Annotated in this window: 16 protein-coding genes; 12 read left to right on the top strand and 4 right to left on the bottom strand. The window is 48.5% G+C overall.

Features of this window, described 5'->3' with window-relative positions; translation table 11 throughout:
- The first annotated feature begins 88 nt into the window (after positions 1-88).
- The 7 genes from H8S65_RS09440 to H8S65_RS09410 all read left to right on the top strand — a co-directional run bounded on the left by H8S65_RS09440 (position 89) and on the right by H8S65_RS09410 (position 12,741).
- Positions 89-1,981 (top strand): amidophosphoribosyltransferase, encoded by a 1,893-nt coding sequence (locus H8S65_RS09440; protein ID WP_186929742.1) that lies wholly within the window; start codon positions 89-91, stop codon positions 1,979-1,981.
- Positions 1,982-1,997: 16 nt separating this feature from the next.
- Entirely contained in the window at positions 1,998-3,131 is a 1,134-nt protein-coding gene (gene carA, locus H8S65_RS09435; protein WP_186929741.1) for a glutamine-hydrolyzing carbamoyl-phosphate synthase small subunit, read from the top strand.
- Positions 3,132-3,259: 128 nt separating this feature from the next.
- Positions 3,260-6,490: a carbamoyl-phosphate synthase (glutamine-hydrolyzing) large subunit gene (gene carB, locus H8S65_RS09430; RefSeq protein WP_186929740.1), complete on the top strand. Its 3,231-nt coding sequence runs from the start codon at positions 3,260-3,262 to the stop codon at positions 6,488-6,490.
- Positions 6,491-7,042: 552 nt separating this feature from the next.
- Positions 7,043-7,783, top strand: a complete 741-nt coding sequence (locus tag H8S65_RS09425; protein WP_186929739.1) for a (Fe-S)-binding protein — start codon at positions 7,043-7,045, stop codon at positions 7,781-7,783.
- Positions 7,780-9,147, top strand: coding sequence for a lactate utilization protein B (locus H8S65_RS09420; RefSeq protein ID WP_186929738.1), 1,368 nt, complete (start codon positions 7,780-7,782; stop codon positions 9,145-9,147). The genes H8S65_RS09425 and H8S65_RS09420 overlap by 4 nt, the downstream gene beginning before the upstream one ends.
- Before the next feature lie 40 nt (positions 9,148-9,187).
- Positions 9,188-9,766, top strand: coding sequence for a LutC/YkgG family protein (locus tag H8S65_RS09415; protein ID WP_186929737.1), 579 nt, complete (start codon positions 9,188-9,190; stop codon positions 9,764-9,766).
- Positions 9,767-9,810: 44 nt separating this feature from the next.
- Positions 9,811-12,741 carry a glycoside hydrolase family 2 protein gene (locus H8S65_RS09410; RefSeq protein ID WP_186929736.1) on the top strand — a complete coding sequence of 977 codons (2,931 nt, stop codon included), beginning with the start codon at positions 9,811-9,813 and terminating at the stop codon, positions 12,739-12,741.
- Between the two features lie 70 nt (positions 12,742-12,811).
- Here the strand turns inward: H8S65_RS09410 and H8S65_RS09405 are convergent, their stop codons facing one another.
- On the bottom strand, positions 12,812-13,063 hold the full coding sequence (locus H8S65_RS09405) for a GlsB/YeaQ/YmgE family stress response membrane protein (protein ID WP_186929735.1): 252 nt from the start codon (positions 13,061-13,063) through the stop codon (positions 12,812-12,814).
- 357 nt (positions 13,064-13,420) lie between these two features.
- Here H8S65_RS09405 and H8S65_RS09400 point away from each other — a divergent pair, with 357 nt between their 5' ends.
- A complete protein-coding gene (locus tag H8S65_RS09400) occupies positions 13,421-15,037 on the top strand; it encodes an ABC-F family ATP-binding cassette domain-containing protein (protein WP_186929734.1) in 1,617 nt (538 codons plus the stop codon).
- A 92-nt stretch (positions 15,038-15,129) separates the two neighbouring features.
- On the opposite strand, the gene gldB is transcribed toward H8S65_RS09400, so the two are convergent.
- Complete coding sequence (gene gldB, locus H8S65_RS09395) at positions 15,130-16,128, bottom strand: gliding motility lipoprotein GldB (RefSeq protein ID WP_186929733.1); 999 nt, start codon at positions 16,126-16,128, stop codon at positions 15,130-15,132.
- Positions 16,129-16,223: 95 nt separating this feature from the next.
- Here gldB and H8S65_RS09390 point away from each other — a divergent pair, with 95 nt between their 5' ends.
- Positions 16,224-17,546 carry an MATE family efflux transporter gene (locus H8S65_RS09390; RefSeq protein ID WP_186929732.1) on the top strand — a complete coding sequence of 441 codons (1,323 nt, stop codon included), beginning with the start codon at positions 16,224-16,226 and terminating at the stop codon, positions 17,544-17,546.
- Between the two features lie 15 nt (positions 17,547-17,561).
- On the opposite strand, the gene H8S65_RS09385 is transcribed toward H8S65_RS09390, so the two are convergent.
- Complete coding sequence (locus H8S65_RS09385; RefSeq protein ID WP_186929731.1) at positions 17,562-18,686, bottom strand: DNA polymerase III subunit; 1,125 nt, start codon at positions 18,684-18,686, stop codon at positions 17,562-17,564.
- Between the two features lie 477 nt (positions 18,687-19,163).
- On the opposite strand from H8S65_RS09385, the gene H8S65_RS09380 reads away from it, so the two are divergent.
- Positions 19,164-20,207, top strand: coding sequence for an asparaginase (locus H8S65_RS09380; protein WP_186929730.1), 1,044 nt, complete (start codon positions 19,164-19,166; stop codon positions 20,205-20,207).
- A gap of 82 nt (positions 20,208-20,289) precedes the next feature.
- Here H8S65_RS09380 and metF read toward each other — a convergent pair whose 3' ends face one another.
- Positions 20,290-21,240 (bottom strand): methylenetetrahydrofolate reductase [NAD(P)H], encoded by a 951-nt coding sequence (gene metF / locus H8S65_RS09375; protein WP_186929729.1) that lies wholly within the window; start codon positions 21,238-21,240, stop codon positions 20,290-20,292.
- A gap of 498 nt (positions 21,241-21,738) precedes the next feature.
- Between metF and H8S65_RS09370 the strand changes: the two genes are divergently transcribed.
- On the top strand, positions 21,739-22,758 hold the full coding sequence (locus H8S65_RS09370) for a branched-chain amino acid aminotransferase (RefSeq protein ID WP_186929728.1): 1,020 nt from the start codon (positions 21,739-21,741) through the stop codon (positions 22,756-22,758).
- 159 nt (positions 22,759-22,917) lie between these two features.
- Positions 22,918-24,096: an ATP-binding protein gene (locus H8S65_RS09365; protein WP_186929727.1), complete on the top strand. Its 1,179-nt coding sequence runs from the start codon at positions 22,918-22,920 to the stop codon at positions 24,094-24,096.
- The last annotated feature ends 5 nt before the right edge of the window (positions 24,097-24,101 follow it).

Here is a 24,101-nt window from a genome sequence, read left to right as displayed (position 1 = left end):
TTAATGTGTCAAATAAATTTCGTTTGAATGAACATTATGTAATATAATGTAAGTATCTTTGCAGTCGAAATAAACAAGATAGAACCAAATGGAAGTACTTAAACACGAGTGTGGAGTCGCCATGGTCCGGTTGCTAAAGCCTTTGGAATATTATCATCAGAAGTATGGAACCTGGATGTATGGGCTCAATAAGCTCTATTTGTTGATGGAAAAGCAGCATAACCGCGGTCAGGAAGGAGCCGGTTTAGCATGCGTCAAGTTGGAAGCCAGCCCCGGCGAAGAATATATGTTTCGGGAAAGAGCATTAGGCACAGGAGCCATTACCGAGATATTCGCAGCCGTTCATGAGCATTACAAAGATTTGCCACCCGGCAAACTGAACGATCCGCTTTTTGCCAAGACAAACCTTCCTTTTGCAGGAGAGCTTTATATGGGGCACCTGCGTTACAGCACGACCGGCAAGTCCGGTATTTCCTATGTCCATCCTTTTTTACGCCGTAACAACTGGAGAGCCAAGAACCTCGCTCTTTGCGGTAATTTCAATCTTACTAACGTACAGGATATTTTTGAAGAGATAACAGCCATCGGCCAGCACCCGCGTGCCTATGCCGACACCTTCATCATGCTCGAACAGGTGGGACACCGCCTGGACCGCGAGATCGAACGCTTGTATCAGAAATATGAGGCCGAGGGGCTGAAAGGAATGGAGATCACCCATGCGATCGAGGCGAATGTCGACTTGTCGAATGTCCTCCGGCGTTGTGCTCCACAGTGGGACGGCGGTTTCGTGATCTGCGGACTGACCGGGAGTGGCGAGTCTTTCAGCGTGCGCGATCCTTGGGGCATCCGTCCGGCGTTCTATTATGCCGACGACGAGATCGTGATCCTCGCCAGCGAACGCCCGGTGATCCAGACGGCTATGAACGTGCCTGCCGGTGACATACACGAACTGAAAAGGGGAGAGGCGCTGATCATAGACAAGCAGGGTGACTGGCATACGTCGCAGATCATGGAGCCGAAGGAGAATAAGGCCTGCTCGTTCGAACGCATTTACTTCTCACGTGGAAGCGACCGGGATATTTACCGCGAACGGAAACGGTTGGGTGAAAATCTTGTACCTGCCGTCCTGAAGGCAGTGGACAATGATCTGAACCATACGGTCTTCTCCTTTATCCCGAATACGGCGGAGGTCGCCTACTTCGGGTTGCAGGAGGGCATGAACGAATATCTGAACAAGAAGAAAAAGGAATGGATCGCCGATCGCAGCCTCCTGCTTCAGGAGGAAGAACTGGAACAAATCCTGTCTATGCGTGTCCGCTGTGAAAAAGTAGCGATCAAGGATATAAAATTGCGTACCTTTATTGCCGAGGGAAACAGCCGTAACGACCTGGCCGCCCATGTGTACGACATCACGTACGGCAGTATCGTGCCTTTCGAGGACAATCTGGTCGTGATCGACGACAGTATCGTGCGCGGTACGACACTCCGGCAGAGCATCATCGGCATCCTGGACCGCCTGAACCCGAAGAAGATCGTGGTGGTCAGCTCGTCTCCCCAGGTGCGCTATCCGGATTATTACGGTATCGATATGTCCCGCATGAGCGAGTTCATCGCGTTCAAGGCCGCCGTGGCGCTTTTAGTGGACAGGGGGATGGAATCCGTCTTGCTCGACGCCTACAAGAAAGCCAAGAAGCAGCAGACCGTGCCGTGCGATACGACCGTAAACCATGTGAAGGAGATTTATGCGCCTTTCACCGACGAGGAAATCTCGGCCAAGATGGCGGAACTGCTTACCCCCGCCGGGACACGTGCGAAGGTGGAGATCGTCTACCAGACACTCGAAGGGCTGCATGCCGCCTGTCCCGATCATCCGGGCGACTGGTACTTCTCCGGCAATTATCCGACACCGGGCGGCGCGCGAATGGTGAACGAGGCATTTATCCATTATATGGAAGAGGAATATTTGGGAATTGAAAAATGATAATTGAATATTGAAAATGACAAGAAAAACAGCAACATTGGTCTTAGACGACGGAAGCATGTTTCACGGCTTCTCTTTTGGTTTCGACAGGGCGGTGGCCGGCGAGGTGGTGTTCAATACGGCCATGACCGGTTATCCCGAAAGCCTTACCGATCCTTCCTATGCCGGGCAGTTGATGGTTCTGACTTATCCGCTGGTCGGAAACTACGGGGTGCCTCCGTTCTCGATCGAAGAGAACGGCTTGCCGACCTTCATGGAGAGTGAGAAAATTCATGCAGAGGCGATTATAGTGAGTGACTATAGCGAAGAATATAGCCACTGGAATGCTATGGAGAGCCTTAGTGACTGGCTGAAACGTGAAATGATTCCGGGAATCACGGGGATCGACACTCGTGCGTTGACGAAGAAGATCCGTGAACATGGTGTGATGATGGGACGCATTCTGATCGATGACGAGACGGGAATGAAACATGGGGGTATTGCCGGACTGAACCTGCAACCGGGCAGCTTGCACATGCCGTTCGAGATGCCGGACTACGAAAGCATCAACTATGTAGACCGTGTAAGCTGTAAAGAAATAATCACATACGGGGAAGGCGAAGGAAAAAAGCATGTCGTCCTGCTGGATTGCGGCGTGAAAGCGAACATCATCCGCTCGCTCCTGAAACGTGGTGTGACAGTCGTCCGCGTCCCCTGGAACTATGACTTCAATAAGCTGGATTACGACGGCCTTTTCATCTCGAATGGTCCCGGAGATCCCGATACCTGCGACGAGGCTGTCCGGAACATCCGCAAGGCACTTGCAGGGGATAAGCCGATCTGCGGTATCTGTATGGGAAACCAACTGCTTGCCAAAGCCGGCGGCGCTTCGATCTATAAACTGAAATACGGCCACCGCAGCCATAACCAGCCGGTGCGCATGGTAGGGACGGAAAAGTGCTTCATCACTTCCCAAAATCACGGCTACGCGGTGGCGGGCGACACGTTGGGGGCTGACTGGGAACCGCTCTTTATCAATATGAACGACGGGACGAACGAAGGAATCCGCCATAAGACGAAGCCTTTCTTCTCCGCCCAGTTCCATCCCGAAGCATGCAGCGGGCCGATCGACACGGAGTTCATCTTCGATAAGTTTGTAGAGCTGCTCTAAGCCCTTCTGCCCGATGCTTGTCTCCGGGCAGAAGCGGAGGGCGTCTCAGGGTGTACCTGGAGCGATCCTCCGGGCGTACCCGGAGACACCCTGCCTAAAATATGTTAACGAATAAAAGAATCCGAAAAATGAAAGAAGATATAAAGAAAGTCCTGATACTCGGAAGCGGCGCCCTCAAGATAGGGGAAGCGGGCGAGTTTGATTATTCAGGCAGCCAGGCTTTGAAAGCCATCAAAGAGGAGGGGATCCAGACAGTGCTTATCAATCCGAACATCGCCACGGTGCAGACTTCGGAAGGAGTGGCAGATACCGTTTATTTCCTGCCCGTCACCCCCTTCTTCGTCGAAAAGGTGATTGCCAAGGAACGTCCGGAAGGCATCCTGCTCGCTTTTGGCGGACAGACGGCGTTGAACTGCGGTGTGGCGCTCTACCAGAGCGGCGTGCTCGAAAAATATAACGTCCGTGTGCTCGGTACTCCGGTACAGGCGATCATGGACACGGAAGACCGCGAGCTCTTCGTCCGCAAGCTCGACGAGATCGGCGTGAAGACGATCAAGAGCGAAGCGGTGGAGAATGCCGAAGACGCCCGCCGGGCTGCTGCGGGGTTGGGCTATCCGGTGATCGTCCGCGCCGCATACGCTTTAGGTGGTTTAGGCTCCGGTTTCTGCGATAACGAAGAAGAACTGGACGTGCTGGTCGAAAAAGCCTTCTCTTTTTCTCCCCAGGTGTTGGTGGAGAAGAGCCTGAAAGGGTGGAAAGAGGTGGAATATGAAGTGGTGCGCGACCGTTTCGACAACTGCATCACGGTCTGTAACATGGAGAACTTCGACCCGTTAGGCATCCATACCGGTGAGAGCATCGTGATCGCTCCGTCGCAGACGCTGACCAACAGTGAATATCATAAACTGCGTGAACTGGCTATCCGGATCATCCGCCATATCGGTATTGTGGGCGAATGTAACGTGCAGTACGCTTTCGACCCCGAAAGCGAGGACTACCGGGTGATCGAGGTGAACGCCCGCCTTTCCCGTTCTTCTGCGCTGGCATCGAAGGCAACCGGCTATCCGTTGGCTTTCGTCGCTGCCAAGCTGGGATTGGGGTACGGCCTGTTCGACCTGAAAAACTCGGTGACGAAGACGACGAGCGCTTTCTTCGAGCCGGCTCTCGACTATGTGGTCTGCAAGATTCCGCGTTGGGACTTAGGCAAGTTCCATGGTGTGGCCCGCGAGTTGGGATCGAGCATGAAATCCGTCGGCGAGGTGATGGCGATCGGCCGTACTTTCGAAGAAGCCATCCAGAAGGGCCTGCGTATGATCGGGCAGGGCATGCACGGCTTCGTAGAGAATAAAGAGTTGGTGATTGCCGACATCGACAAGGCACTGCACGAACCGACTGATACCCGCATCTTCGTCATCTCCAAAGCATTCCGCGCCGGATATACGGTCGATCAGATACACGAACTGACCAAGATCGACCGCTGGTTCCTGCAGAAGTTATATGGCATCATGCAGACCGATAAGGAGCTGCGTGCCTTCGATATGAAAGGCATCGAGCGTTGGCGTCTGAACCCGGAGCTTGTACGCAAAGCAAAGGTGCAAGGGTTCTCTGACTTCCAGATCGCCCGTGCCCTCGGCCTTGAAGGGGATATAGAAAAGGGGATGATGCAGGTCCGCCAGTTCCGTAAGGAGCACGGCATCGTCCCGGTGGTGAAGCAGATCGATACGCTGGCTGCCGAATATCCGGCACAGACCAATTACCTGTACCTGACCTATAGCGGTACGGAGAATGATGTGGAATATCTGGGCGACCACCGTTCCATCGTCGTGCTCGGTTCGGGCGCTTACCGGATCGGTAGCTCGGTGGAGTTCGACTGGTGCGGTGTGCAGGCGCTCGAAACGATCCGCAAGGAGGGCTGGCGTTCGGTGATGATCAATTACAACCCCGAAACGGTTTCGACTGACTATGATATGTGCGACCGCCTTTACTTCGACGAACTGACCTTCGAGCGTGTGATGGATATTCTCGAATTGGAGAATCCGCACGGCGTGATCGTCTCTACCGGCGGCCAGATCCCGAACAACCTGGCGATGCGCCTCGACGAGCAGCATGTCAACATCCTGGGGACATCGGCCAAGAGTATCGACAATGCCGAAGACCGCGAGAAGTTCTCCGCTATGCTGGACCGTATCGGGGTGGACCAGCCGCGCTGGAAAGAACTTTCGTCGATGGAAGATATCAACGAGTTTGTGGCCGAGGTGGGTTTCCCGGTATTAGTTCGTCCGAGCTATGTGCTGAGCGGCGCCGCCATGAATGTCTGCTCCAACCAGGAGGAACTCGAACGCTTCCTGCAACTGGCTGCCAACGTGTCGAAGAAACATCCGGTCGTCGTCAGCCAGTTCATCGAACATGCCAAGGAGGTGGAAATGGATGCGGTGGCCGATAAGGGTGAGATCGTCATGTATGCCATCTCCGAGCATATCGAATTTGCCGGCGTGCATTCCGGCGATGCGACCATCCAGTTCCCGGCGCAGAAGCTCTATGTCGAGACGGTCCGCCGGATCAAACGCATCAGCAAGCAGATCGCGAAGGAGCTGAATATCTCCGGCCCGTTCAATATCCAGTATCTGGCGAAGGGCAACGAGATTAAGGTGATCGAATGTAACCTCCGCGCGAGCCGTTCCTTCCCGTTTGTCAGCAAAGTGTTGAAAATTAACCTGATCGAGCTGGCTACCCGTATCATGTTGGGCTTGCCTGTCGAGAAACCGAATAAGAACGAGTTCGACCTGGATTATGTAGGCATCAAAGCCTCCCAGTTCTCCTTCAACCGCTTGCAGAAAGCCGACCCTGTCTTAGGTGTCGACATGGCTTCGACGGGCGAGGTCGGGTGTATCGGCGACGATGTTTCCGAAGCGGTCCTGAAGAGTATGCTTTCTGTCGGCCTTCGCATCCCTGAAAAGAATATCCTGCTCTCGACAGGTACGCCGAAACAGAAAGTGGCCATGTTGGATGCTGCCAAGATGCTGGCTGCAAAAGGCTACAACCTCTTCGCCACAGGCGGGACGCACCGTTTCCTCGAAGAAAACGGCATTCCCAGCACGCAGGTCTACTGGCCGAGCGAGGAGGGCAAAGAACCGCAAGCACTCACCATGCTCCACGAAAAGAAGATCGACATGGTTGTAAATATCCCGCGCGACCTTTCAGCCGGTGAGTTGGACAATGGCTACAAGATCCGCCGTGCCGCCATCGACCTGAATGTCCCGCTCATCACGAATGCCCGTCTGGCAAGCGCCTTTATCGAAGCGTTTTGTACCCTGGGCATGGATGATATTCAGATACGGAGTTGGCAAGAGTATAAATGATGATTTGTCGGCGTGCTTATAGCAACAATGTCTTAGGTAGCGACAATGTCTTAGGGCTTGCCTCGTGCCGCAGATTCTCTTTTGCCGTCTGCTTCAGCAGACGGATAGATGATTGTTCCGGCTTTGCCGGTTCCTCTGTGGGTTTTAACCCCTTTAAATATAATCCATAAAAGGGGCTAAAGCCCACATAGGAAGAGGCTTAGCCTCTAGACCTTATTAAACCGTCTGCTGAAGCAGACGGCAAAAGAGAGGCTGATGGGGCTTGGGGATTGCCGATACTGATACCTATACCTATTATAATAGGCGGTATCGGCAATCCCAAGAGAAAGCGGAGCTTTCTAAGAAAGGGCTAAGCGGACGGGCGTGAAGCGGAGGGTAAAGACGAAGCGTCCGGAGCCTGCGCTGCCTGAGCGAAGCGAGTTTCGCAGGCGACAGCGTAGTTTTTGCCCGAAGTAGCCTGGACGGTTAAGCCTTGATCTTTTGGTTACTTTTGGATCAAGCCAAAAGTAACAGAAATAATTATTACATTTGTGGTAATTAAAATAAACCAATATGAAGATAGGATTATTTATCCCCTGTTATATCAATGCGGTATATCCGGAAGTTGGTGTTGCTTCCTATAAATTATTGAAAAGTCTCGGGTTGGACGTGGATTATCCGTTAGACCAGACTTGTTGCGGCCAGCCGATGGCGAATGCCGGGTTCGAGCATGAATCGGCAGGGTTGGCGCTGCGGATGGAAGAATTGTTCCGTTCGTACGATTATGTGGTTGGGCCTTCCGCCAGTTGCGTAGCTTTCGTTAAGGAAAATCATCCCGGCATTCTGGAAAAGGCCGGGCATGTGTGTATGAACAGCAAGAAGATTTATGATATCTGCGAGTTCCTGCACGATATAGTGAAGGTCAAAGAACTGAAAGCCGAATTTCCCCACAAGGTGAGCATTCACAATAGCTGTCACGGCGTGCGCGAGTTGCATCTCTCTTCTCCGAGCGAACGGAATATCCCGTATTTCTCCAAGTTGCGCGATCTCCTTTCCTTGGTGAAAGGCATCGAGATATTCGAACCGAAACGTATCGACGAGTGTTGCGGTTTCGGTGGTATGTTTGCGGTTGAGGAACCCGAAGTGTCCGTTTGCATGGGACAAGACAAGGTGAAGGATCACATGAACACGGGAGCCGAGTACATCACGGGAGCCGACAGTTCCTGCCTGATGCATATGGAAGGCGTGATCAAACGTGACAACCTTCCGATCAAAACGATTCATATTGTTGAAATATTAGCTTCCGGATTATGAGCACGAAACATTCAAAAGCAGCTGCCCGCTTCATCGAGAACCGCAAGCAGGAAGCCTGGCACGACGAAACCCTCTGGATGGTTCGTGCCAAACGGGATAAAATGAGCCATTCGCTTCCCGAATGGGAACGCTTGCGCGAACTGGCCAGTGATATCAAACTCTATTCGAACAGCCATCTGGATACTCTTTTGGAGGAATTCGAAAGGAACGCCACGGCCAACGGGGCGATCGTCCATTGGGCGAAAGACGCGGCGGAACATAATGCGATTGTCGATGAAATCCTGCAACAACACAAGGCGCATACGCTGATAAAGAGCAAATCCATGTTGACCGAAGAGTGCGGCATGAACGATTACCTGTTCGGAAAAGGTTACGATATTATCGAGAGCGACCTCGGTGAACGCATCCTCCAATGGATGAAACTTCACCCCAGCCATATCGTGATGCCCGCTATCCATATCAAGCGGCAGGAAGTAGGCGAGATGATGGAGCGCGTGTTAGGTACGGAAAAAGGCAACTCCGACCCGACCTATCTGACGCATGCCGTCCGTAAGAATATGCGTGAGAAGTTCCTGACAGCCGATGTCGCCATGACGGGAGCTAACTTTGCCGTAGCTTCGACCGGCGAGATAGTGGTCTGCACCAACGAAGGAAATGCCGATATGGGAACCTCTTTCCCGAAAGTCCACATCGCGACGTTCGGAATGGAGAAGATCGTTCCGGACCGGGAGTCGTTAGGTGTCTTCACCCGCCTGCTGGCACGCTCCGGCACGGGACAGCCGATTACTTCCTACACCTCCCACTATTGCAGACCGAAAGAAGGGGGTGAGTTCCATATCATTATCGTCGATAACGGCCGCAGTGATATCCTGGCGCGTCCTGACCATATCCGTACCCTGAACTGCATCCGTTGCGGCGAGTGTATGAATACCTGTCCGGTTTATCGTCGTAGTGGCGGTTATTCCTATACCTATTTTATACCCGGCCCGATCGGGATCAACTTAGGGATGCTGAAAGATCCGGTGAAGTATTCGGACAATGTTTCCGCCTGCTCGCTGTGCCTCTCTTGCTCGAATGTCTGCCCGGTGAAGATAGACCTCGGCGAACAGATCTACCGCTGGCGTCAGGATTTGGATAAGATCGGAAAAGCGAGCACGGAGAAAAAGATCATGTCCGGCGGCATGAAGTTCCTGATGGAACGCCCGAAGTTGTTCAATACGGCTTTGAAGTTTGCCCCGGTAGTCAATAAGATGCCTCGTTTTATGATCTACAACTCTCTGAATGCATGGGGCAAGGGGCGTGAACTGCCAGCCTTTGCCAAGCAGTCGTTCAACGAAATGTGGAAAAGTAACAAGATAAAATAATGTAGGGGCGAGGTATGCTCGCCCTTAAAATAATACGACAATGAGTAGCAAAAACGATATATTATCCGCTATCCGCCGCCACACCGGCAAACGTTACGAGATGCCGGAACTGACGCTGGATGCCATCGCCTATGAAGATAAAGTCGCCCGGTTCGCCGACTCCCTGAAAGCAGCCGGAGGACAAGCCGTCCTGATGCAGCCCGGTGACGATATCAACGAGATTATCCGCCAACATTTCCCCGATGCGACCCGTATCGCCTCCAACCTCCCCGGCATTGCCTGTGCCACCTTCAACCCGGACGACCTCGACGATCCCCGTGAGTTGGACAATACCGACCTTGCCGTCGTGGAAGGCCATTTCGGTGTAGCCGAGAACGGCGCTGTCTGGATTACCCGCCAGGTGAAGCATAAGGCATTGTATTTTATCTCCAACAGCCTGGTCATGCTGATAGACCGCAATTCGATCGTGAACAACATGCACGAAGCCTATAAACGGACGGAAAACATGACGTACGATTTCGGCGCTTTCATCTCAGGCCCCTCCAAAACAGCCGATATCGAACAGGCACTTGTATTGGGTGCACATGGACCGGTCGGGGTGTTAGTGATACTGAAATAAAGATTTTGGCTGGAAATTAAAGAACCGGAAAATTATAATATATTATGAAGAACATAGCTTTTTGGGTGCTTTTAAGTACCCTGATAGCCTCTAATGCAGGGGCACAGGGTGTTACTTCTACTTTTGAGATGCGGTACATAACTTCCGATGCAAAGGCGGATGGTGAAACCGATTTCTGTGGGGAGACCGAATGGATGTCTCTCGATCAACGGATTGATTTTCTGAGTAAATATGCCTCCTTTGCTTCCGGGTTCTATGGTAATCCCGGATTGGACGTGCCACTCATTGATGATGGCGATTTACAAAAGGCTGTCGATCGGATAAAGCCACAACCGTTGACCAATGTCCGGCAAACACTCCGGTTGTCCGACTGGCGTGCTTATGGGTATCGTGCCGGAAAGGAAGAGGAAAGGAAAAGAAACTTTGCTGACTGGTCGGCAACCAATGGCGCAACAGTAGAGAAAGGATGTCTGACCCTGAGTGATTGTACTGTCGAAAAAAATCTGGAGCCTATTCGCTGGCGTTTCCGATTACATTTGGATATAAAGAATTTGGAGGCCGGATGTACGGTTTCCTTTAATAATGAAGAGAAGTCCCTGATATCTGTCCGTCTGGCGAATCAGGTTTTATCTCTCTTGTCGGGAGTGAATAAAGAAAGCGGTCGTTATGAAGCGGGCACTTCCCTAAACTTGGAAATATACGGAGACTTTCCAAACAATCGCTTTTTTGTGACGGCAAACGGCAAGTCGGTCGTCTGTCCGATGGGAGAGACAGACATCCGTGAGATAGACAAAATTGTGATCCGCTCGGAAGGAAAAACGGAGATAGACGATATCTCCCTCTTTAACTTTGTAGAAGACCGGACAAATAAACATACTCCTTATTTTTCCTCCTTGCTTGTCAACGAAAACTTTAACGACGTGCTGCCGATGCAGGGCTGGCAATCGCTTGACTATGACGATAGTGCCTGGGAACAGGTCACGCTGCCATCATCTCATGGCGGCTTGCGGGAAAAGGAAGAGAGCTATTATCTGCGGAAAAAGATTCGCCTCGCCGACTTCGAGCGTGCCGTACTCAAGCTGGAAACAATAGACCCCGGCGGTGAAGTTTGGATAAATGGACAGCCTGTTGCCGTAATTAACAACCGGCATCCGTATGATCTGGATGTGACGGAGTATCTGCAACGGAATCAGGAGAATATCATTGCTGTCCGTGTAAAACCTTATAAGGCGGATCATCGGATGCTGCACTCCCCATCCGATCCGTATATCGGTTGGTTCCTGGGGCGTGCGACATTGATCCTGACGAATCGTTGTATGATTAAGGATGTCTTTGCGCATACCGGATCGCTTGACGGAACAGCCCGGCAGGTCAACAGGGTGCTTTTGCAATATTCCGGCGTTTATGTTTTTGAGGGAAGTGTCGAAGTCAACTATTATCCCTGGTTCCCGGTGGAAGGAGAGAAGGTCGCTACCGTGAAACGAAATGTCGAGGTCCGTCCGTCTGTCGATAACGAGATCGTATTGGAAATGCCTGTTGAAAACCCTGCCTTATGGACTCCTGAGAGTCCGAATCTGTATCGGGTAGAAGTGATCTTGCGTGATAAGGAAGGCCGCGAGATAGACGATTATATGTTGACGACCGGTATCCGTACCATTTCCCAGAAAGACGGGGACCTGTATGTCAATAACCGGCCTGAAATACTGAAAGGCGCCCAGATACTGGGTTCGAGATATCCGGTCGAAACGATGTCGAAAAACTATAAGTGCGTGTCCGACGAAACGATTGCAAAAGACCTGATGATGATCAAGGAAATGAATGGAAACCTGTTGCGCCTGCATATTCATGCCGAAAAAGACACGACAGACGGTATCAACGATCCCCGTTATGCCGAATATGCGGACCAGTTGGGAGTCTATCTTCTTTGGCAGACTGCCGCCTGGATTAGGGAAGGGGAAGCTTGGAATGTCGATTTTGAAGGCTATCCGAAGTTCATGCGCCAGGTCTACAACCATCCGTCTATCGTCATGTGGGAGGCAAGCAATCACCCGAACCGCTTCAAACTACACGACATATCCGATTCGCATGATTTTGTGACAAGGGGTTACAGGACTTTGAGTGCCGTAGATACCAGCCGCCTGATCTCACCGACCTCTTTCTGGCAGCATATGCACTATGGCAATTACGACGGTTCGCTCGACAAGGAGGGTAACCCGATCGTTCCTAATCCTGTTTTGATGGAAAAGCTGATGACTCGCGGAAGCCAGGACGCCTATACCGGTTACGGGGCTAAATGGACAGCCCTCAGAAAAGCTCCTAACAAATGGGCCGCTTCTTGTCTGGCTGCAAACGATAAGGCTTATTTTAACTTCGAACATGAAGAATCCGCCGCACAACCGAACTGGACGTTGGCGGAAAAGGAGCCGTGGTTCGAGGTCCAATCCTATGAATGGGAGTATGAGAAAGGTAGTATCGGCCGCCTTCTCGATGCTTCGGAGTGGAGAATCAGCCAGGCATTCCAAGCTTTCGCTGCTTGGGAGTCTATGAAGAAACAGATTTTGATCGGCTATGACGGTTTTTCCTGGTGCAGCCTCGAATCGGGATCGAATATGTTCACGTATCAGAAGCCGTTGACTGATCCGTTCGGTGTTCCCAAACTTGCCTATTATGCCAACCAATCCGTTTTCCAGCCGATCTGGGCGGGTAGTGGTAATGTCGATGTCGTATATGGTCCGGCCGATCGTATTTCTCCGGTGCTGTTCAACTTGGGACAGCCCAGAACAGTCGATCTTGCTATCGAACTGAAAAACGATAAAGGAAAAAGAATCGACCGGAAAGTCTTTAAAAATATACAGATTGCTGGTGGCAGAACGATTGTGAATCTGGATAGTTTTCGCTTTAAAACAGTCCCGGACGGATGTTATTTCCTTGTATATACGATAAAAGAATTGAATCCTCCTTCCAGCCGTAAATAGCAAAAAAGAATAGGGTAACGCAGATATTGCAATTGAGCAAGTCTGCGTTACCCTATATGTTCTGTTGCTGCTAATCTACATCTCGCTTATTAAACAGCGAAGCGATCCATAACACCAGAATGGCTCCGACCGTTGCCGTAATCAGGCTGCCGATAATGCCGGAAGCCGCAATTCCGAACAATCCGAATACCCAGCCGCCTAATACGCCGCCGACTATTCCCAAAATCAGATTGATTATTACTCCGAAGCCACCGCCCCGCATGATTTTACCGGCAAGAAAGCCGGCTACTATACCTATGATAATGTACCATAAAAACCCCATAGCTTTTAAATTTTATGTTATGCTACATATATAACCGTTCATAGAGGCATGAAGTTTATTATAATAATGGATTCCCTTTTCAAAACACCGGTGTTTTGATACATCTGTCCGAATCTATTTTATGAAGTATGTGATAATATTGGAAAAAGGATTATCTTTGCGGCATAATTATATAAGTACTCCGATGAAATTATCCAAGTAAGCCGGTTTCTACATATCATAAATATCTTATCGATATAATTGCCAATTGTCCATTTTCGATTGTCAATTGTTTAGTCCGGCCTTATCCAGTGCCATCCTTCGGCACGTTTGTGATTTATCCTTTTTAGTTTGTATTTTTTTAATCCAAAGAAAACTATGTGCATATCCGTACATCAGCTATGCTATGTTCATGCCGACAAAGAATCTCTTTTTCAGAACATAAACCTGACAGTCAATAAAGGACAGCGTCTTGCGCTGGTCGGCAATAACGGTACGGGCAAATCGACTTTGCTGCGTATCATTGAAGGGAGCCTGAAACCTTCTTCGGGAGAGGTTATCTGTTCTTCACGCCCTTATTACATCCCGCAACATTTCGGACAGTTCGAATGCCTGACAGTGGCGGAAGCCCTGCGGGTTGGCGACCGGATAAGGGCGCTCCATGCCATTTTTGAAGGTGATACTTCGGTAGAGAACTTTACCTGCCTGAATGACGACTGGAATGTGGAGGAACGTTGCCTTTCGGCACTTGCCTTCTGGAATTTGGGGCATCTGCAACTGTCCCAGCCGATGTGCTTGTTGAGTGGAGGGGAAAAGACGAAGGTGTTCCTTTCCGGTATTCTTGTACATGCGCCGGAAATTATTCTGATGGACGAACCGACGAATCATCTGGATGTTTCCAGCCGGGAAAAACTGTATGAGATGGTTCGGGGCGGACGTTCGACCATGCTGATTGTCAGCCATGACCGGACACTACTGAACCTGTTACCCTGTATTTGTGAACTTGAGAGAAATGCCATTACCGTTTATGGAGGTAATTACGATTTTTATAAGGAACAGAAAGAATTGGCGTTGACAGCTTTGCAGAACCGGTTGGGAGAGAAGGAAAAGGAGTTGCGACAAGCCCGTAAGGTGGCTCGCGAAGTAATGGAACGGAAAAATAAGATGAATGCCCGCAGCGAAAAGTTTGCTTTCAAGAAAGGTATTTCGCGTATGGCAATAAATACATTGAAAGATAAAGCCGAGAAAAGTACAGTTAGGTTGGGCGATGTCCATGATGAGAAAATGGCGTCCCTGCAAAACTCGATTGCCGAACTTCAGGATGCGATGCCCGGTTTGCGGGGACTTCAGACGGACTTTAATTCTTCCAACCTGCATACCGGTAAAATTCTGATAACGGCGGAGCACATTAATTTCGGTTATACTGCTTCCTGCTTATGGCAGTTTCCGTTGGATATACAAGTCAGGAGTGGAGACCGTATTCATATTTCCGGTAATAACGGGAGCGGGAAAACAACCCTGGTCAAACTATTGTTAGGCGAATTGGAACCGACTGCCGGAACGATTATGCGGGCTGGTTTCAGCTACCTTTATATCGATCAGGAGTGTTCCGTGATCGATCCTCGGCTGAGCGTGTTTGAACAGACGGAACGTTTTAATACCGGAAATTTGGCGGAACATGAACTGAAATCCATTCTCAACCGTTATTTGTTTCCTTACGGGACATGGGACAAGCCGTGCACGTGCCTGAGTGGAGGCGAGAAGATCCGTTTGCTGTTCTGTTGCCTTATGATCGGGAATAATACACCGGATGTATTTATTTTAGACGAACCGACGAACAATCTGGACATTCGAAGTGTTGAAATAATAACAGCGGCTATAAAGAGTTATAGAGGAACGGTGTTGTTGATCTCGCACGATCATTATTTTGTGAAAGAAATAAAAATAAACCGCTCCGTTAAACTTTTTGATACCGCTCCTGTTATTAAGATATAGTGTTTTTCATGGTATTAGAATTAAGTTAGATTAGGTTATCCGTCCAGTTCGCGAGAATAGGACGGTTTTCTTTTTTATATACCCTGTAGTCTTTAGGGCTTGTATTTCGATTCGGTCAGGATGGCCTGGCTATCGTTGTTTTGCATCAGGGCTTCCGGAGTCGAATTCGTTTCTTTCATATATTTGTCGATAATCTGCCAACCGAGCCAACTGCCGAGATTGCCGGGAGCGTCGCTTGCCAGGAATGTGCCGGGGACGTTATCGAAATATTTACCTGTCGTCATCTGGTCGGGCGTATAAAGATGCTTGCGCTCTATGATAGCCTTCCACAGGTTGGATTCATTCTCTTTGCACCAGTTATAGGAAGTTTCCGTGTAGCCCATGAGTGCTTCGGGAGCCAGTTCGGGAAATGCCTGGTGAATCAGATATTTTATTTTACCTTCATAGATCATCCGGTCGAGCAGTACGTTTTCTTTTCCTTCAAACGGATATTCGGACATCAGCCAACCGGCAAGGTAATCGGGGACAATATGTTCAGGTGTCATCAACCGGCGCTGGAAATCATAGAAGAAATCCTGGTACAACGGATATCCTTCGCCTAAATATTTATCTATCGAGATAGACAACAGGCTGTCGCCGACCAGTACATTCTGGTTGAAGCCGGAAACGTGCATATAGATTGCCGGAATCTGCATCGACGGGAAGCAGGTTTTCAGCCATGCGAAACCGTTGCCGAGCGCTTGCTCGATCTGGGACACATCTTCATATTGGCGGACGGCATCGGTGTACAATCCTTTCAAAGTCGGTTCGGAATAATAGTTGACCAGTTTGTCAAAGAAACCGGGCATTGCCGGAGACTTCATGTTCAGGATGCCTTTTCCCAATATGTCGAGCATTTGTGGATATTCGCGGACAAGCCCGGTTTGCAGGGTGGAGTCGTTCGTTTCGACCAGCTTCAAAAGCTCCTTGTCGAAACGGTTGATTTTGACCGGTGCAGCCGAAGTGATAGCCGCCGGGATATGGGTATTCTGTCCGTTACAACTGAAAAGGTAAAACGACAGGGAGAATATCAGCAATAATTTCGCTTTCATAAGTATATTATTATTTTCATAAAAACGAATGTCGTCCGGTTATATTGTGCAATCCATTCTTATTATTATCTTTGCACCCCTTTTTATCAGGCAATATGCAATTCACAAACAAACAAATTCTACAAATAACATTCCCCGTTTTGATGAGTCTCCTGATGGAGCACATGATCGGGTTGACCGATACGGCCTACTTGGGGCGGGTGGGGGAAGTCGAGTTGGGAGCGTCGGCATTGGCGGGAGTCTATTATCTCGTGATTTATATGCTCGGCTTCGGTTTCAGTATCGGTGCGCAAGTGTTGATAGCCCGGCGAAACGGTGCACAGGAATATAAACGGATCGGGCCGGTTTTCCTGCAGGGGACGTTTTTCCTGTTGCTGCTTGCCGCGTTGCTGTTTACGGCTTCGCATCTGTATTCACCTTTCTTTCTGCGCAAACTGATCGGTTCCGATGATGTCTACCAGGCTACGATGAAGTATGTGGACTGGCGTGTCTATGGCTTTTTCTTCTCCTTTGTGGCCGTTATGTTCAGGGCTTTTTATGTCGGTATTACAAAGACAAAAATCCTGACCATAAACTCGGTCGTGATGGTGTTGACCAATGTAATGCTGAACTATGTCCTGATATTCGGGAAGTTCGGGTTGCCGGCGTTGGGGATTGCCGGAGCGGCGATCGCTTCATCGATCTCGGAAGCTGTTTCGGTGCTGTTCTTCATTCTTTATACGTGGAAGAAAGTCGATTATAAGAAATACGGGTTGTTTGAGTATTCGGGTATAGATTTCCGGATGTTGAGGCAAATATTGGGAGTTTCTATCTGGATTATGATTCAGCACGGGATTGCTTTTTTAGGCTGGTTCGTGTTCTTTGTCGTGATGGAGCATCAGGGAGAGCGGCTGTTGGCAATTACGAATGTGGTGCGAAGCATTTCTTCGTTCCTGTTTATGTTTGTCAATGCCTTTGCTTCGACCTCCAGTTCGCTGGTCAGCAATCTGATTGGTGCGGGAAAGTCGGAACAAGTGATGGGATTGTGCGGGCGTATGGTACGGATTTGCTATTATTTTGTTTTGCCGCTCGCTATTCTGATCGCCCTGTTCCCGGAACTGGTATTGCGCATCTACACGGATAATCCGGATCTGATCGTCAGCTCTGTGTCGTCCCTTTGGGTGATGCTTTCTTCTTACCTGATCGCGGTTCCGGCCTTTATCTTTTTCTTTAGTGTCTCTGGAACGGGGAACACGCAGACGGCCTTGCTGATAGACATGGCAAGTATCTTTGTTTATGTTTTCTATGCACTCTGGGTCGGTATCCGGATGCATGCGGATGTAGCGGCCTGCTGGACAACAGAGCATGTCTATGATCTGATGATCCTGTCCGCTTTCTTCTATCTCTGGAAAGGGAACTGGCGGAATAAAAAGCTATGATCGGTGATCTGGCAATTATCGTTTTATCAGTACGGTAAGCCGTAGAGAAAGATCGAAAAAGATCATCTTGGCATTTACATTCTGTGCCACATGCCGTTCCGCTTTTGCCAGTTCGTCCATGATGTCGATCACATTCCGTTCATTGATGAAAGGGGCGAACTTCACGGCAAAACCGGCTTCGTCCATATTCATATAATTGAGTTCCGGCGACTGGAACCGGTACATGAAGTTCTCGCGTATCAGATGCTGGCAATAAGAAAGAAAGTTCTTCTGCCGTTCACGCCCGATACTTGCCAACACGTCTGCCATGTCTTTCATGCCTCTGACATTACGCGCCCAGGAGTTGCGCATCATGCCTTTGAACTGTTCCAGGTAGAACTTGTTCTCTTCCCCCAGGCTGATTGCCTCGACCGCTTTCAGATAACTGCCGTTTGCCAGATGGGCGACATGCTTGGCGTCTTCGGGAGTCAGGTTGAACCGGGAAATCATGGAGGCGGCGATATCTTCCGGATGAATGCCACGCACGTTGATACGTTGCGCACGGGACAGGATCGTCCCTAAAACCAGATCGGGAAGTTCCGATACCATCAGGATCACCGTGTTCCGGGGAGGTTCTTCGATGATCTTCAGGAGTTTGTTGGCACAGGTCTGATGAAGTTTTTCCGGTAGCCATACCAACAGGATGCGGTAAGTCGCTTCGTATATCTTAAGGCTCAGTTTCCGGATAATCTCGTCGCTCTCTTTCGAGTAGATCAGAGCTTGTGAGTTGCCGGCATCGATATAATCCAGCCAGCCGTCTATATCGAAATAGGGACGGTCTTTCAGGAAACCTCTCCATTCGGTGAGGTAATCGTCGCAGACATCTTTTTTCTTATCCTTCTTGGAAACGATCGGGAACACGAAATGAAGGTCCGGGTGGGCCAACTCGTTATACTTCAGGCATGACGGACAATGCCCGCATGAGTCCGTTTCCGTCCGGTTCGTACAGTTCAGATAACGTGCGTAAGCCAGTGCAAGAGGAAAAGCGCCTGCACCGCCCTGTTCCGTGAATAGCTGGGCATGCGGGACGACACCTGTCTGTGCCGAATGTATAAGTCGTTTTTTTATTTCTTCCTGACCGATAATATCCTTGAAGTACATGTTGCTCCTTATTGAGTTGATAGAGCAAAGGTACGAATAATCGGGGAAATAAGAAACCTCATATTAATGTGCGATCTGTATTTTCTCTTTAATGCATTTACCAATAAAAAGCATAAGCAAAAAAGGATATAATGCCAGATCCATTGCAATAAACAGTATGTATTTCATCTTCGTAAAACTTATTATTTCGTCGATAAGACTAAGATGTTTGGAAAAACCCCTATCCAATAACAAACTTTTTTTCATTTTGTTGTATGGTTTTTGACGTTTTGCCCGTTTTTATTGCTTGGTCAATAAAAACGGGAGCGGTGATTTACTTTTGTGTAATTGACAAAATGTAATATTTTGTTCGTTTGTATTCTTGCTATGTTAGCTTTTAAATGAATTTTAATTATTCTATTTCGATATTTGATTTCAAAATGATAGTTATTATCTTTGCACCGTAAAAAGGAAAATCACATAAATAGGGATTGTATTATGAATGTATGCAAAAATGACGCTTCTATTCTGATTATATATACGGGAGGCACTATCGGAATGATAGAAAATCCTGAGACAGGCTCTTTGGAAGCCTTTAACTTCGAACATTTGGAGGAACATGTTCCCGAACTGAAAAATCTTGGATATAAAATATCGTCCATTCAATTCGACCCGCCGATGGATTCATCGGAGATGGGGCCGGATTCATGGATGAAGATCGTGCATGCCATTGCGGAACATTATCATGATTACGACGGCTTTGTCGTTCTGCATGGGACCGATACGATGGCATTTACCGCTTCCGCTTTGAGCTTTATGCTGGAAAACCTGAGTAAGCCGGTGATCCTGACCGGTTCGCAGCTCCCGATCGGCATGCTTCGTACGGATGGGAAGGAAAATCTGATTACGGCGATAGAGATTGCCGCTGCCCGTGAAAACGATATGCCGCTGGTTCCTGAAGTCTGTATTTTCTTTGAGAACGACCTGTTGCGCGGCAATCGTACCAGCAAGACGAATGCAGATAATTTCAATGCGTTCCGTTCCTATAATTATCCTCCGTTGGCACATGCCGGCATTTCGATCAAATATGATATTCCCCAGATTTACCACCCGGTATCCAGAAAACCGCTTAAACCGCATTACCTATTGGACCGGAATATTGCTATCCTGAAAATATTTCCCGGAATTTCTCCGCAAGTTGTGGAAAGCATCCTGAATATTCCCGGCTTGAAAGGCGTCGTGATGGAAACATTCGGTAGCGGGAATGCGCCCGGATATGACTGGTTGCTGGAAATGTTGAAGGATGCGGTCGAACGGGGGATTGTCATTGTCAATGTCACCCAATGCCTTGCCGGGAGCGTGGAAATGCACCGCTATGAAACCGGTCGCAAATTGTTGCAAGCCGGCGTGGTGAGCGGTTACGACAGCACGACCGAATGTGCGGTTGCCAAACTGATGTTCCTGTTCGGGCACGGTATGACGCCGGATGAAGTAAAGGAACATCTGAATTGTTCGCTGATCGGGGAGATTACGATTGCTTGAAAATATAGTTTCTTCGGCATGGAAACATAGTTTCATGGGCAGGGAAATATAGTTTCATGCCCATGAAATGAAATGTTCGTGTTTAATACACCTCTTTTGCCACCTTGTAAACGCTCTCCGACGCCATCATCGTATAGAAATGCAGGCTCGGAACGCCGTGTGCAATCAAGTCTTTGCATTGCTGGATGCACCATTCGACACCGACGGCTTTAGCTTCATCGTCCGTCTTGCATTTGCGAAGCTCCGTTGCGAACGGTTCGGGGATGTCCGAACGGAATATCTTAGGCAGCACGGTAAGCTGGTTCTTGAATACGATCGGCTTGATACCCGGAATGATGGGGACCGTAATGCCTTCCGCCCGGCAACGGTCTACGAATGCATAATATTTCTCGTTGTCGAAAAACATCTGTGTCACCAGATAATCCGCACCGTTCTTTACCTTCTCTTTCAGATAGAAAATATCCGATTCCATATTGGGCGCCTCTTCATGCTTTTCCGGATAGCAAGCCATTCCGTAGGAGAACGGGGTTTCATTGGCTTCGAAAGTAGATCCGTCGACGGCAATTCCTTTGTTGAAGTCATTCACCTGCTTTTGGAGGTCGGTCGCGTGTTCGTGATAAACGTCTGTTTTTTGTCCGGCTTCCAGCGTCTTGACATCCCCACGGAGCAACAACAGGTCGTAAACGCCTAAAAAGTTCAGGTCGATCAGCGCATATTCCGTTTCATCCTTTGTAAATCCTTTACATATAATATGGGGAACAGCCGTTACGCCATATTTATTCTGGATGGCCGAAGCAATGGCTACCGATCCGGGACGTTTGCGGATATTCACTTTCTGGAAACTGCCATCCGGCAAGGTCTTATAAATATATTCGCTGTGATGAGACGTTATATTAATGTATTTGGGATCGAATTCGATCAGCTTGTCAATGACATTATATACTTTCTGTATGCTGTTTCCTTTCAGAGGAGGAAGTATTTCAAATGAAAAAGCTGTGCTCTTGCTGCTGTTGATCAGATCGATTACTTTCATGCTATTGTTTTTATTTCGGGTGACAAATGTACGTAAAAAAACAGTAAAGTTTGTCACTTTGCTTTGTTTATTCGAATATTGCCCTGAATATCATGTTGTTCTTCTTTTTATGGAGAAAAGAAATTTGCCGGTTTTACCGGATGGCAAGAATGTTGAAAAATACAATATCCCCCCCTTGAAATGTGATTTGTTGTAAGTTGTTGATATTTAAACTTGTGTAAAAATGGGTGTTTGTTAAAAAATATTACCCTTGCGGGTGATTTGGATTATATAGGGTAGAAAATCGAATTATATGGGGTAGTAGTTTCGATTTGAACCAATGGCTTTTGTGGCATGAAATACAATAAGGTGGAAATGTGGCAATATACTTGGCGCATGACACGCATACTGCGACAACCTGCGCGATTATTTTCCTGCAGGATTAAATAAGGCGACGGCGGCTGTTTTTCATTTTTTATTAATACCTTTGCCTGTCAGTAATCTAATTTGAAATAAGATATGGAAAATATTAATTGGTCTGATCTGTCATTCGGTTATATGAAGACAGACTATAATGTACGGTGTTACTATCGGGATGGTAAATGGGGCGAACTGGAAGTAAGTTCTTCCGAGATCATCAATATTCATATGGCTGCCACATGTTTGCATTATGGACAGGAGTCGTTTGAAGGATTGAAGGCGTTCAAGGGGAAAGACGGCAAGATCCGTGTGTTCCGTATGGATGAGAACGGTAAACGTATGCAATCTTCCAGTCGTGGTATAAAAATGGCCGAGTTGCCCGTTGAGAAGTTCGAGGAAGCTGTCCGCAAGGTTGTAAAACTGAACGAACGTTTTGTTCCGCCTTATGAAAGCGGGGCTGCTCTATATATCCGTCCGTTGATGATCGGCTTGGGGGCCCAGGTGGGTGTGAAGCCGGCTCCCGAATATATGTTCATGGTGTTTGTGACGCCGGTAGGACCGTACTTCAAGGGTGGTTTCAAACCTTCCAAGGTATGTATCATGCGCGATTACGACCGTGCTGCCCCTCAGGGAACCGGTACGATCAAAGTCGGTGGAAACTATGCAGCCAGCCTCGTTGCGGGCGAAAAGGCTCACGAACTGGGTTATGCCGCTGTTTTATATTTGGACCCGAAAGAAAAGAAATACCTGGACGAATGCGGTCCGGCCAACTTCTTCGGAATCCGCGGTAACAACTACATCACTCCGCAGTCTCACTCTATCCTGCCTTCCATCACGAACAAGAGTTTGCAACAGTTGGCAACCGATATGGGCCTGACAGTAGAACGCCGCCCGGTTCCGGTAGAAGAAATCGCTACGTTCGACGAAGCTGCCGAGTGCGGAACAGCCGCGGTTATCGCTCCGATTTCACAGATCGACGACCTGGATATCAATAAGTCTTATGTGATTGCAAAAGACGGCAAACCGGGGCCTGTTTGCGAAAAACTATACAATAAACTGCGTGCTATCCAGTATGGTGACGAGCCGGACACGTATAATTGGATCACAATAATTGAATAATTAACAACAGGAAAATGGGCAATTGATAATTTGGAGTGGAGATTTTTTGTCGAAATTGCAAACTCGGTATTGCAATATGAGAAAGAATCTTTATATTTGTCGCCGTTTAATACGGTGGATGAATTGTCAATTGTCCATTGTTAATTATCAATTGAAAAGGTGGAAGCATTCTTTAAGACACATAAATACCTGGTAGAACACTTGTATTCGCCGGTTCGCAGAGGGCTGATGGATGAGATCGACTGGAACGACCGGTTGATCGGCATAAAGGGGTCCCGCGGAGTGGGAAAGACGACTTTTCTGCTGGATTATGCCCGTGAGCATTTTGGCGCGGACAATAAGGAATGTCTTTACATAAATCTGAATCATTTTTATTTCACGGAACGTACGTTGGTCGATTTTGCTTCTGAATTCAGGGCAAAAGGGGGAAAAGTGCTGCTGATCGATCAAGTGTTCAAATATTCGGGATGGTCGAAAGAACTCCGCTATTGTTACGATAACTTCACCGACTTGAAGATCATTTTTTCCGGTTCGTCCGTCATGCGGTTGAAAGAGGAAAATCCCGACCTGTCAGGCAAGGTGGTTTCGTATAACCTGCGAGGTTTTTCATTCCGGGAGTTTTTTAATCTGATGTCCGGAAACAGTTTTCCGGCTTATACATTTGAAGAAATATTGGCTAACCATCAAGAGATAGCGAAAGGTATCTGCTCGGTGGGGAAACCGATGGCATACTTTCAGGACTATCTGCATCATGGTTTCTATCCGTTCTTTTTGGAGAAACGCAATTTCTCGGAGAACCTGCTGAAGACCATGAATATGATGTTGGAAGTAGACGTGTTATACATAAAACAAATCGAACAAAGCTATCTGCCAAAACTGCGCAAACTGCTTTATTTGTTGGCGACAAGCGCTCCTTGTACCCCCAATGTAAGCCAGTTGAGCAAAGATATAGAAACTTCGCGGGCCACCGTGATGAACTATATCAAATACCTGACCGATGCCCGTTTGATGAACATGCTTTATCCGGTGGGAGAGTCGTTCCCTAAAAAACCGTCTAAAGTGTATATGTACAACTCCAATCTGATGTATCCCATCCGGCCGATGGAAGTGAACATGCAGTCTGTCCGCGAATCATTCTTTTATAACCAGCTTTTGAAGGACAATAAATTGAATGAGGGAGGGAAGAACGCACATTTCTTAGTCAATGGAATGTATAACTTCAGGATTGAAGAAAACATGAAAGTGAAAAACAATCCTGATCTGTATTATGCTATCGATAAGGTCGAAGTAGGAGAGGATAACATGATCCCGCTTTGGCTTTTCGGCTTTTTATATTGAAATCT

The organism is Parabacteroides hominis (assembly GCF_014287585.1).
Taxonomy (GTDB): Bacteria; Bacteroidota; Bacteroidia; order Bacteroidales; family Tannerellaceae; genus Parabacteroides; species Parabacteroides hominis.
Note: the sequence above shows the minus strand (reverse complement) of the source record. Positions and strands in the feature narration are given on the sequence as shown.